The following is an 11,238-nucleotide window of genomic DNA, read 5'->3' as shown; positions in this document are numbered from 1 at the left end:
CCGGATTAGATTGACGCGAGCGGCGAGACTTCGAACACGCAGTGCTCGTGTCCCTCCGCCGCGCAGCGCGCTTCTTTCGACTGCGACGGCGGGCCCTTGCGCGCGCCGTCGGGCGCGGTATCGTTGACCCAGTCCATCGCGCCTGCGAACCAGCCGGCGAACATGTAGCAGAGCTTGCCGGTTTTGCCCGGCTGCGCGAGCACGAACGACGAGTGCCGCAACTCAATCCGCGCATGCGAGCTGGCCGGATCGGCTTCGATGATCCTGAAGATGCCCCAGCCGCGCTGCGACAGACGGTTCAGGTAATGCTCGAATACCGCCATGCCGGCAAGACCATGTTGCTTCGCTTCCTTCTCGCACCAGAAATAGGCGGACTTGTAACCGGCCTTGTAGAGAATCCCGGCGTACGTGTCGCGGCCGAGCGCTTCCTCGACGGCGACGTGGTTGTTGGTGAAGAAGTGGCGCGGCACATACAGCATCGGCAGCGCGTCGGTGGTCCAGACGCCGGTGTCGGGATCGACGTCGATAGGCAGTTGGGGTTGCATGTGGAGACTCCGTTTCGTATCCGCTATGAAAACAAGGGCTAAAGCTCACGCCTTCCAGACTTCGCCGAACACCCTTACCCAGTTTTCGCCCATGATCTTGCGGATGCGCGTCTCGCTCCAGCCGGCGCGTTCCATCGCGGCGGTCAGGTTCGGAAACTCGCCGATCGTGCGAATGCCTTCGGGATTCACGACCTTGCCGAAGTTCGTCAACTGGCGATAACGGCCCTTGTCGTGCGTGATCCAGTCGAAAAACTCGGTGCTGTAGCCCTGCGTGAAATCCGTGCCGATCCCCACCTGGTCCTCGCCGATCAGGTTCACCACGTACTCGATCGCCTCGATATAGTCCTCGACGGTCGCATCCGGTCCGCGCTTCAGGAACGGCGCGAACATCGTCACGCCGACGAAGCCGCCCGCGTCCGCGATCTCCTTCAGCTGCTCGTCGGTCTTGTTGCGCGGATGCTCCTTGAGCCCGGACGGGCAGCAATGCGAATAGCAGACCGGTTTGTTCGACGCCGCGATCGCCTCCGACGACGTCTTGCCGCCCACATGCGACAGATCGACCATGATGCCGACGCGATTCATCTCCTGAATCACTTCGCGCCCGTAGCCGGACAGACCGCCGTCGCGCTCGTAGCAGCCGGTGCCGACCAGGTTCTGCGTGTTGTAGCAAAGCTGCACCACGTTGACGCCGAGATCCTTGAACGCTTCGATATAGCCGAGGTTGTCCTCGAACGCATGCGCGTTCTGGAAGCCGAAGATGATGCCGGTCTTGTTCTCTTTCTTGGCGCGGAAGATGTCGTCGCTGGTGCGCACCAGCGTGAGGATCTCGCTGTATTGGCGGATTTGCTGCTTCATTTCGGCGATGTTGTCGACGGTCTTCTGAAAACTCTCCCAGACCGACACCGTGCAGTTCACCGCGGTCACGCCGCCCTTGCGCATGTCTTCGAACACCGAGCGCTCGAACTTCGAAATGTTCAGCCCGTCGATGATGATGCTGTTCTCGTGCAGTTGACTCATCGTTTGCTCCACGCGTACTCAGTAAATGGGAAACCGCTCGCACAGCGCGAAAATCTCGCGGCGCACGCGTTGTTCGGTTGCGGCATCGCCTTCGGGCGACACGCGCAGCGAATCGAGCACCTCGACGATCAGACGCCCGACCTCGCGAAACTCGCTGACGCCGAAGCCGCGCGTCGTCGCCGCCGGTGTGCCGAGGCGGATGCCGGAGGTGATGGTCGGCTTCTCCGTATCGAACGGAATGCCGTTCTTGTTGCAGGTGATGCCCGCGCGCTCCAGCGCGTGTTCGACCTGATTGCCCTTGAGCCCCTTCGGCCGCAGATCGACCAGCAGCAGATGGTTGTCGGTGCCGCCCGTCACCAGATCGACGCCGCCCGATTTGAGCACCTCGCCCAATGCCCGCGCGTTCGCGAGCACGCTGTCGATATAGGTTTTGAAGCCCGGCTGCTGCGCCTCGCCGAATGCGACCGCCTTGCCGGCGATCACGTGCATCAGCGGGCCGCCCTGCAAGCCGGGGAACACGGCAGAGTTGATCTTCTTTGCGATCTCCTCGTCGTTGGTCAGCACGAAGCCGCCGCGCGGACCGCGCAAGGTCTTATGGGTGGTCGACGTGACCACGTGCGCATGCGGGACCGGATTGTCATGGCGGCCAGCCGCGATCACGCCGGCGATATGCGCCATGTCCACCATCAGCTTCGCACCGACGCCATCGGCGATCGCACGCAGCCGCGCGAAGTCGAGCGCGCGCGGATAGGCGGAGAAGCCGGCGATCAGCAGCGCGGGCTTGTGCTGCTGCGCCAGTTCCTCGATCTGCTCGTAGTCGATCAGCATCGTGTCGCGCCGCACGCCGTACTGCACCGCGTTGAACCACTTGCCTGACAACGCGGGCTTCGCGCCGTGCGTCAGGTGCCCGCCCGCGTCGAGCGACATGCCGAGCACCGTATCGCCCGGCCTGGTGAGCGCGAGCATCACCGCGCCGTTCGCCTGCGCGCCGGAATGCGGCTGCACGTTGGCGAACTTCGCGTCGAACAGCTGCTTGATACGATCGAGCGCGAGCGTCTCGATCGCGTCGACGTATTCGCAACCGCCGTAGTAACGCTTGCCCGGATACCCTTCCGCGTACTTGTTGGTCAGCACCGAGCCCTGCGCGTCGAGAACCGCGCGCGACACGATGTTTTCAGACGCGATCAGCTCGACTTGCGACTGCTGACGCTCGAGCTCTTTCAGAATGGCGCCGCGCACGGCCGGGTCGCGCGCCGCTAGCGAGTCTTCGAAGAAGGGATTCGGGTTCGACATGGAAGGTCCGTGAGATCGTTGACGGGAAGGCCGCTGCGGGTTGCCGGCGGGATCGCGCTACCGCTTTGCCCTGGGTCTATTCTTGACGGTCGCCCGGCGCGTCTATTTACGAATTCAGACGCGTTCTTTGCCTTTTCCGCCATACGCAACCTTTTTCGACAAGTCGGCGCGATCCGCGCGCTCAGCGCTGCACTACAACGCAGTATTCCTGCGCCGATCGGGTGCGCTGCAAGGGCGTCGCCGCGCTGTTCCGGTGCCGCGCGGATGCTTTCATCAGTCGATTGCTTAGCTATTCCAGGTTTTGTGCGCAGTATCCAAGGGTTTAGCCTGATGGCACGGTAGTTGCCCTGATACTCAGAATTGAGATAGTCGCCCTCCCACGGCGACGCGACATTTACATCAGGAATCACCGTTCCCATGTCCACCGATCGCACGGCATCGTTGTCGCATTTCGCATTCATGCCGGTCCCCAACTTCACGATGATCGCCTTCACGAACGCGATCGAAGTGCTACGCATGGCGAACTATCTGACGGGCCAGACGCTTTACCGCTGGTCGATCGTGAGTCCCGCCGGCGGGCCGGTCATGGCGAGCAACGGGCTATCCGTCGATACGGGTCCGGTCGAATGCATCGGGCAACCCGACATCGTGTTCGTGGTCGGCGGCATCGACGTGCAGCGCTCCACCACCGCCGAGCATTTGTCCGCGCTGCGCCGTTTCGCGCGCATGGGCTGCGTGCTGGGCAGTCTTTGCACGGGCACCTATGCGCTCGCGCGCGCCGGCCTGCTGGCCGGTTATGCGTGCGCGATTCATTGGGAAAACATGTCGGCGCTGAAGGAGGAGTTTCCCGAGACGCGCTTTCTGAAAGAGCTATTCGTGATCGATCGCGATCGCGTGACCTGTACCGGCGGCGTCGCGCCGCTCGACATGATGCTGAACCTGATCGCGCCGCGTGTTGGCACCGCTCGGGTCACGCAGATCGCCGAGCAGTTCATCGTCGAACACGTGCGCGACACCAGCGCGCAGCAGAAGATGCCGCTCGTCGCGCGGCTCGGCTCGGCCAACAAGTCGCTGTTCGAAGTGATATCGCTAATGGAGAACAACATCGAGGAGCCGCTGTCGCGCGAAGAGCTGGCGCGGCTCGCCGGCATGTCGCAAAGGCAGTTGCAACGGCTGTTCCGCGAGCATCTGGGCATGACGCCGACGCACTACTATCTGACATTGCGCCTGCGGCGCGCGCGCGAGCTGCTGTTGCAGACCGACATGTCGATCATGCACATCACGATGGCGTGCGGCTTCCAGTCGGCCTGCCACTTCTCGAAGAGCTATCGCGATGCGTTCGGCACCGCGCCGACGCGCGAGCGTCGCAAGCAGGTGCCTTCGCTATCGAATGCGCCGGTGATGGCCGCTTGATACCAGCGGCCAACCAAACTCAAGCGGCCTTCAACAACCCGTGCGGGTCGATCACAAACTTCTTCGGCGCGCCGCCGTCGAATTGCCGGTAACCCTCGGGCGCATCGTCGAGCGACACCACCGTCACGTTGACGATGTCGGCGATCGGCAAACGGTCCCACAGGATCGCCTGCATCAGATTGCGGTTGTACTTCATGACCGGCGTCTGCCCGGTGTGGAACGAGTGCGATTTGGCCCAGCCGAGCCCGAAACGCAAGCTGAGGCTGCCTTGGCGCGCGGCGGCATCGGTCGAGCCCGGATCGTCGGTCACGTAGAGTCCGGGAATGCCGATCGCGCCGGCCGCGCGGGTGATTTCCATCAGCGAATTGAGCACCGCGGCCGGGGCCTCCTCGTGTGAGCCGCCGCTGCCGTGACCGTGTGCTTCGAAGCCGACGCAGTCCACCGCGCAATCCACTTCGGGCTTGCCGAGAATCTGCTCGATCTGCTCGCCGAGCGTCGCGTCCTTCGACAGATTGATAGTCTGGAAGCCCATCTTGCGCGCATGCGCAAGGCGTGCCTCGTTCATGTCACCGACGATCGTGCAGGCCGCACCCAGCAGGCGCGCGGACGCGGCCGCCGCCATGCCGACGGGGCCCGCGCCCGCGATGTAGACGCTCGCACCGGGCTGCACGCCGGCCATCACCGCGCCGTGATAGCCGGTCGGCAGAATGTCGGACAGGCACGTCAGGTCCGGGATCTTCGACATCGCCTGCGCGCGGTCGGGAAATTTCAGCAGGTTGAAGTCCGCGTACGGCACGAGCACGTATTCGGCCTGGCCGCCGATCCATCCGCCCATGTCGACGTAGCCATACGCGCCGCCCGCGCGCGACGGGTTCACGTTCAGGCACACGCCGGTATGCTGCGCCTTGCAGGTCGGGCAGCGCCCGCAGGCGACGTTGAACGGCACCGACACCAGATCGCCGACCTTCAGCGTCTCGACATCGCGCCCGACCTCGATCACTTCGCCGGTAATCTCGTGCCCAAGTACGAGGCCGATCTCGGCGGTCGTGCGGCCACGCACCATGTGCTGATCGGAGCCGCAGATATTCGTGCTGACCACTTTCAGGATCACGCCGTGGCCGATCGAACGGCCGCGAGGATCGACCATCTTCGGGTAGTCGATCGATTGCACTTCGACCTTGCCCTGCCCCAGATACACGACGCCGCGATTGCTGCTCATTGTCTCGTCTCCATGTTCGTGAGCGGCACGCCCCGCACGCCGCGCGGCGCACCGTTTCACCAGCGTAGCGGCCGCCCGGAGCGACACCTGTGCCGAACCCGACACGCGTTTGGCTTCAGCCGACAACGCCGGCGCCGCTCGGATTGCCGCCCACAACTTTTTCTTTACCGTCGCCTAACTTATCCTCGTTTGCCAGCGGTTCGCAAAAGCCGGATAGTGCTGCCTCAGCCGAATCGCCGATCCACACTCCCCCGACCGAGGACCCGTTTGCAATGAAGACCCGAGCGCTCAAACTGATAACAACCGCCACGTTCGCGCTGTTCACGCTCTGCGCGATCTCACCCGTCGGCCACGCGGCCGAGCCCACCGCCGCGCAACTCCAAACGACCATCGATGCCGCGATCAGGCCGCTGATGGCGAAGTACCATATCGCCGGCATGGCGATCGGCGTGATCGACGACGGCAAGCCCTACGTGTACAACTACGGCGTCGCGTCGACGCAAACCGGCAAGCCGGTCACCCGCGACACGCTGTTCGAACTCGGCTCGGTCAGCAAGACCTTCACGGCGACGCTCGCGTCGTATGCGCAGCTCGACGGCAAGCTGTCGTTGTCGGATAGCACGGAGCACTATCTGCCGACGCTGCGCGGCCGCCCGTTCGGCAAAGTCAGCCTGCTGAACCTCGGCACACACACGCCTGGCGGCCTGCCGCTGCAGGTGCCGGACGACATCCACAACAACGCCCAATTGCTGCAGTACTTCCACGACTGGCAGCCCGCTCACGCGCCCGGCACGTTCCGCACCTACTCCAATCCAGGCATCGGTACGCTCGGCCTGATCACCGCGAAGAGCATGGGCCAGGACTTCACCGTGCTGATGCAGCAACGCGTGTTTCCGGCGCTCGGTATGAAGAGCACCTATATCGACGTGCCCGCGGCGAAAATGCCGGACTATGCGCAGGGCTATGCGAAAGACGGCGCGCCGGTCCGTCTGACGGGCGGCGTGATTTCCGCCGAAGCCTACGGGGTGAAGTCGACCGCCGCGGATATGCTGCGTTACGTGCAAGCCAACATGAACCTGATTCCGCTCGACAGTCAGTGGCAGCGCGCGATCACGGACACGCATACCGGCTACTTCCAGTCCGGCGTGCTGACCCAGGATCTGATGTGGGAGCAGTACCCGTATCCGGTCGAGTTGCGCACCTTGCAAGCGGGCAACTCGCTCGAGATGGCCCTGAACGGCACGCCGTCGACCGCAATCAAACCGCCGCTGCCGCCGCAGCAGAACGTCTGGATCAACAAGACGGGATCGACGAGCGGCTTCGGCGCGTATGTCGCGTTCGTGCCACAAAAGCGGATCGGCATCGTGATGCTCGCCAACCGCAATTTCCCGAACGAGGCCCGCGTGAGCGCCGCGCATCAGATCCTCACGGCGCTGGATGGCGGCAAGCCCTGATACGGCGTGGACTTACGGGCGCAGCCGCGCACGCGCTGCGCCGGCGATCCGCGCGAGCGCATCCGCGCTCAGACGAGCCGCGATTTTCTCGACGTACGCATGATGCCGCGCTTCGAGCGGCGCACCGAGCTCCCGCGCGAGTAGATAGCGGATCAGCGCAATGCGCCGATGACGCAACGCGATGCTTTGATCGAGCAGCGCGAGCGCGGCGCCGGCATCGCGCTCATCGCACGCGCGTGCCGTGAGAAGCGAGGTGGCCGCGCGTGCCGACGTCATGGCGAAATCAGCAAAGCGAAGCGCGCGTCGCTCAGCACATCAACGGCTCGGCGGCGTCGAGCATGATCCTGACGAAGTAATCCGCGAAACTGCGACGCACGACGATGTCGAAACTGTCCGCTCCCGTGGGCAGCAACGTGATCGACGCCTTGAAGTAATGGCTCTGCGCGCACTGCCCCAGGCCGAAAAGTTTGGGATGCAGATCGAGCGGACAGCCGCGCGCGAGCACGTCGCGCGTGCGCGTGCCGTTGATTTCAAGCACCGTATAGCCGCTGCCCACATCGACCGCCGATGCGAACACGCCCGCGAACGCCGCGCCGAGCTTCGCCTGCAACGGCGCCGTGCGCGTCGCATCGTGCGCGGTCTCCGAACGCACGAGCCATTCGTCGGGGCCGAGCCAGACCATGTCGTAGCCGTTGCCGCGCGCGACGGTGTTCGGCTTCTCCGGCGGCTTGCAGCCGATCACCTGTTCCACCGCGCGAATGAACGCCGCGTCGCGCGTATCGCCGCGCACGTTCACGAGTTCGAGAAATGGCCGCTCGCCGAGCCGGAACGCGGCAGTCGCGTTGGCCTGATGCTGTTTCAGCAGCCCATCCACACCGACCAGCGGCGACTCCTGCCACGCGCCGTTTTGCCGCCCGAGCGTGCGGTCCACGATGGACACCGTTCCGCCAGTTTCATTCCACATGTTGACGTGCTCCTTCGCTGTCGTAGAACACCGGACTCGCGATCTTCGCCGCGATCTGTTTGCCGCTCGCGAGCGGAATCGTGACGGTCGTGCCGATCTTGTCGAGACCGCCCTTGACGACCGCCATCGCGATCGAGCGTTGCAGAATCGGGCTGTAATAGCTCGACGTGACGTGCCCGAGCATCGGCGCGGTGTCGCCCTGGAACGGACCGGCGACGATCTGCGAGCCCTCGGGTATCACGAACGACGCATCCTCCGCGAGCAGCCCGACCAGTTGCTTACGTCCCGCCTTCGCGGTGTCCGAGCGGGCGAGCGAGCGCTTGCCGAGAAAGTCCTTCGACTTCGCGACGAGCCCGCCCATGCCGAGGTCGTGCGGCGTCATCGAGCCGTCCGTATCCTGGCCGACGATGATGTAGCCCTTCTCCGCGCGCAGCACGTGCATCGTCTCGGTGCCGTACGGCGTGATGTTGAACTCCGCGCCCGCGGCCATCAACGCTTCCCACACCGCGCGTCCGACGTTGGCCGGCACGTTCACCTCATACGCGAGTTCGCCCGAGAAGCTGATGCGCATCACGCGCGCCGCCGCGCCCGCGACGGTGCCTTCACGATACGTCATGAACGGAAACGCCGCGTTCGCGAAGTCGATGTCGTCGCAGACCTTTTGCAGCACCTTGCGGCTCATCGGGCCGACCACCGCAAAAGTTGCCCAGTGATCGGTGACCGATGCGAGCCGCACGCGCAGGTCGGGCCATTCGGTTTGCAGCCAGCGTTCGAGCCACGTGAGCACACGCGCCGCGCCGCCGGTGGTGGTCGTCATCATGTAGTGCTGCTCGGCGAGGCGCACGGTCACGCCGTCGTCGAAGATCATGCCGTTTTCGTCGAGCATCAGGCCGTAGCGGCACTTGCCGACTTCGAGCCTGGTCCACGGATTCGTGTACACCCAGTTCAACAGTTTCGCGGAATCGGGGCCCTGAATATCGATCTTGCCTAGCGTCGACGCATCGAGAATGCCGACGCTCGTGCGCACCGCGAGCGCTTCGCGCGCAACCGCCGCGTGCAGATCCTCGCCCGCTTTCGGGTAATACCACGGACGCTTCCAGTTGCCGACGTCCTCGAACGCCGCGCCGTGTTCCACGTGCCATTCGTGCACCGCCGTCTTGCGCACCGGATCGAGCAATTCGCCCAATTCCCGGCCGGCGAACGTGCCGAACGTGACCGGCGTGTAGTTCGGCCGGAACGTCGTCGTGCCGGTCTCGGGAATGGTCTTACCGAGCGCCTGGGCGAGAATCGCCATGCCGTTGATGTTCCCGAGCTTGCCCTGGTCGGTGCCGAAGCCCATCGCGGTGTAGCGCTTCACGTGTTCGACGGATTCGAAGCCTTCGCGCGCCGCGAGGAAGATATCGGCCGCCGCGACGTCGTTCTGGAAATCGACGAACTGTTTGGGCCCGCGCGTGGCCAACTCGCGTCCGCCAACGAGCCACAGCGGTTCCAGCTTCGTTTCGCTCAGTTCGGCGACCTGCACCGGCTTTGGCCGCGCGACGATGTGCCCGGCCGCGCGCGCCGCTTCGACGCCGGCGTCGAGCGCGAAGCGGATGCCCTGGCCGAGCGTGAAGTCGCCCGCGCAGGCGCCGACGCTGGTCTCAGGCTGGACCGCCTTGCCCGGCACGAAGCAGGCCTTGTCGTCATGCCAATGGGCCTTGCCCCCCGACTGCGCGAACAGATGCAGCACTGGGCTCCAGCCACCCGACATCGCGAGCAGATCGCACGGCAGTTGGCCCTGCTGAGCGGTGATTTGCCCTTTCGCATACGAGGCGAGCGACACCGACGCGACGCGCAGCTTGCCATGCGCCGCCGTGACGACCGTGCCGTTCAGCACCTTGATGCCATGGCGGCGCGCGAGCGCCGGCAGCGTGCCTTTCGATTCGCCCGCGCGCGGGTCGATGACGCTCACCTGCGCGCCGGCCGCCTTCAGGTCGAGCGCGCATTGATAGCCGTCGTCGTTGTTCGTGAACACGATCGCATTGCGACCCGGCAGTACCGCATACCGATGCAGATAGCTCGACACCGCCGACGCGAGCATCACGCCAGGCAGATCGTTGTTGCCGAACACGATCGGCCGTTCATGCGCGCCGGTCGCGAGAATCACGCGTTTCGCGCGGATCTTCCACAGCAGTTCGCGCGTGCCCTTGCGCTGCGACACGGGCAGATGATCGGTCAGACGCTGCGTGACCGTGACGAGATTGTGGTCCTGATAGCCGAACGCGGTGCTGCGGCTCAGGATCTTCACATCGGGCAACTGCCGCAATTCGTCCTCGATTTTCCGCACCCACTGCAGCGCGGGCTTGCCGTCGATCTCCGCGCCGCAGGACAGCAGCGAGCCGCCCAGCTCGGGCTGATCGTCGACGAGCGTCACGCGCGCGCCGGACAAGGCCGCTGCGTGCGCGGCCGCGAGCCCGGTCGGGCCGCCGCCGACCACCAGCACGTCGCAATGCGCGAAGCACTTGTCGTAGCGGTCCGCGTCGCGCTGTCGCGGCGCGGTGCCGAGGCCGGCCGCGTCGCGAATCGCTTCCTCGTACTTCGGCCAGAGTTTGCGCGGCCACATGAAGGTCTTGTAGTAGAAGCCCGCCGGAATGAAGCGCGCGATCTTCTGGTTGATCGCCATGCGGTCCTTCTCGATGCTCGGTTTCGCGTTCACGCTGCTCGCGACGAGCCCCTGGTACAACTCGACCTCGGTGGCCCGCGCGTTCGGCACCGTGTAGGCGCCGGTCTCCAGTTGCACGACCGCGTTCGGCTCCTCGACGCCCGCGGTCACGATGCCGCGCGGCCGATGATATTTCCAGCTGCGCGCGACGAAATGCATGCCGTTCGCGAGCAATGCAGACGCGAGCGTATCGCCTTGATAACCCTGATACTCGACGCCGTTGAACGTGAAGCTCAGCGCGATCGCGCGATTGATGCGCCCGCCGGTCGGGAGTCGGTCTTTCTGGCTCATGATGCTTTGCCCTCTTGTGCCTTTACCTGTGCGTTTGCTGCCTGTGTATCGGTACTGTCCAGCGCCAGCAACGGACGCTCGAACGTCTGATATCCCTGGAACGCATAGCTGACGGTGTCGCGCTGCGCCTTGAACCAGCGGCGGCAGCCCTGCGCGTGGAACCATTGCTCGCGATGCACGCCGCGCGGGTTCTTGCGCATGAAAAGGTAGTCGCCCCATTCCTTGTCGGTGAGCTTGTCCGTGTCGAGCGGGCGGGCGATGTCCGCCTCGCCGCCGCACGAGAATTCGGTTTCGGCGCGGGGACCGCACCAGGGGCATTCGATCAGCAGCATCTGTGTCTC

The 11,238-nt window shown here is 64.6% G+C and carries 10 protein-coding genes; 2 read left to right on the top strand and 8 right to left on the bottom strand.

Annotated elements, in window-relative coordinates:
• Window positions 1-5: 5 nt before the first annotated feature.
• From OKW45_RS06470 to OKW45_RS06460, 3 genes are read right to left on the bottom strand one after another with little or no spacing between them, the layout of a single operon-like run.
• Window positions 6-545 (bottom strand): DUF5943 domain-containing protein, encoded by a 540-nt coding sequence (locus OKW45_RS06470; protein ID WP_429466658.1) that lies wholly within the window; start codon window positions 543-545, stop codon window positions 6-8.
• 45 nt (window positions 546-590) lie between these two features.
• Complete coding sequence (locus tag OKW45_RS06465; protein ID WP_429466656.1) at window positions 591-1,562, bottom strand: dipeptidase; 972 nt, start codon at window positions 1,560-1,562, stop codon at window positions 591-593.
• A gap of 18 nt (window positions 1,563-1,580) precedes the next feature.
• Window positions 1,581-2,855 carry a serine hydroxymethyltransferase gene (locus OKW45_RS06460; RefSeq protein ID WP_429466655.1) on the bottom strand — a complete coding sequence of 425 codons (1,275 nt, stop codon included), beginning with the start codon at window positions 2,853-2,855 and terminating at the stop codon, window positions 1,581-1,583.
• Window positions 2,856-3,272: 417 nt separating this feature from the next.
• On the opposite strand from OKW45_RS06460, the gene OKW45_RS06455 reads away from it, so the two are divergent.
• Window positions 3,273-4,268, top strand: coding sequence for a GlxA family transcriptional regulator (locus OKW45_RS06455; protein ID WP_018425092.1), 996 nt, complete (start codon window positions 3,273-3,275; stop codon window positions 4,266-4,268).
• A 19-nt stretch (window positions 4,269-4,287) separates the two neighbouring features.
• Here the strand turns inward: OKW45_RS06455 and fdhA are convergent, their stop codons facing one another.
• Window positions 4,288-5,487, bottom strand: a complete 1,200-nt coding sequence (fdhA, locus tag OKW45_RS06450) for a formaldehyde dehydrogenase, glutathione-independent (RefSeq protein WP_429466653.1) — start codon at window positions 5,485-5,487, stop codon at window positions 4,288-4,290.
• 272 nt (window positions 5,488-5,759) lie between these two features.
• Between fdhA and ampC the strand changes: the two genes are divergently transcribed.
• Complete coding sequence (gene ampC, locus OKW45_RS06445; protein ID WP_429466651.1) at window positions 5,760-6,941, top strand: class C beta-lactamase; 1,182 nt, start codon at window positions 5,760-5,762, stop codon at window positions 6,939-6,941.
• 12 nt (window positions 6,942-6,953) lie between these two features.
• On the opposite strand, the gene OKW45_RS06440 is transcribed toward ampC, so the two are convergent.
• Genes OKW45_RS06440 through OKW45_RS06425 form a run of 4 tightly spaced genes read right to left on the bottom strand, consistent with a single transcriptional unit; the run spans window position 6,954 to window position 11,229 of the window.
• On the bottom strand, window positions 6,954-7,217 hold the full coding sequence (locus tag OKW45_RS06440) for a hypothetical protein (protein WP_018425089.1): 264 nt from the start codon (window positions 7,215-7,217) through the stop codon (window positions 6,954-6,956).
• Between the two features lie 31 nt (window positions 7,218-7,248).
• A complete protein-coding gene (locus OKW45_RS06435; RefSeq protein WP_429466649.1) occupies window positions 7,249-7,905 on the bottom strand; it encodes a sarcosine oxidase subunit gamma in 657 nt (218 codons plus the stop codon).
• Window positions 7,895-10,897: a sarcosine oxidase subunit alpha family protein gene (locus OKW45_RS06430; protein ID WP_429466647.1), complete on the bottom strand. Its 3,003-nt coding sequence runs from the start codon at window positions 10,895-10,897 to the stop codon at window positions 7,895-7,897. Before OKW45_RS06430 ends, OKW45_RS06435 begins: the two co-directional genes overlap by 11 nt.
• Window positions 10,894-11,229, bottom strand: a complete 336-nt coding sequence (locus OKW45_RS06425; RefSeq protein ID WP_429466645.1) for a sarcosine oxidase subunit delta — start codon at window positions 11,227-11,229, stop codon at window positions 10,894-10,896. Before OKW45_RS06425 ends, OKW45_RS06430 begins: the two co-directional genes overlap by 4 nt.
• Between the last annotated feature and the right edge of the window lie 9 nt (window positions 11,230-11,238).

The organism is Paraburkholderia lebeckiae, assembly GCF_050436225.1.
GTDB lineage: Bacteria > Pseudomonadota > Gammaproteobacteria > Burkholderiales > Burkholderiaceae > Paraburkholderia > Paraburkholderia tuberum.
The sequence above is the reverse complement of the archived record's forward strand: the minus strand, read 5'-3'. Positions and strand labels throughout refer to the sequence as shown.

Excerpts from the sequence above, each read along its gene's own strand:
- OKW45_RS06470 (WP_429466658.1), bottom strand. The coding sequence starts at position 545 with ATGCAACCCCAACTGCCTATCGACGTCGATCCCGACACCGGCGTCTGG.
- OKW45_RS06465 (WP_429466656.1), bottom strand. The coding sequence starts at position 1,562 with ATGAGTCAACTGCACGAGAACAGCATCATCATCGACGGGCTGAACATT.
- OKW45_RS06460 (WP_429466655.1), bottom strand. The coding sequence starts at position 2,855 with ATGTCGAACCCGAATCCCTTCTTCGAAGACTCGCTAGCGGCGCGCGAC.
- OKW45_RS06455 (WP_018425092.1), top strand. The coding sequence starts at position 3,273 with ATGTCCACCGATCGCACGGCATCGTTGTCGCATTTCGCATTCATGCCG.
- fdhA (WP_429466653.1), bottom strand. The coding sequence starts at position 5,487 with ATGAGCAGCAATCGCGGCGTCGTGTATCTGGGGCAGGGCAAGGTCGAA.
- ampC (WP_429466651.1), top strand. The coding sequence starts at position 5,760 with ATGAAGACCCGAGCGCTCAAACTGATAACAACCGCCACGTTCGCGCTG.
- OKW45_RS06440 (WP_018425089.1), bottom strand. The coding sequence starts at position 7,217 with ATGACGTCGGCACGCGCGGCCACCTCGCTTCTCACGGCACGCGCGTGC.
- OKW45_RS06435 (WP_429466649.1), bottom strand. The coding sequence starts at position 7,905 with ATGTGGAATGAAACTGGCGGAACGGTGTCCATCGTGGACCGCACGCTC.
- OKW45_RS06430 (WP_429466647.1), bottom strand. The coding sequence starts at position 10,897 with ATGAGCCAGAAAGACCGACTCCCGACCGGCGGGCGCATCAATCGCGCG.
- OKW45_RS06425 (WP_429466645.1), bottom strand. The coding sequence starts at position 11,229 with ATGCTGCTGATCGAATGCCCCTGGTGCGGTCCCCGCGCCGAAACCGAA.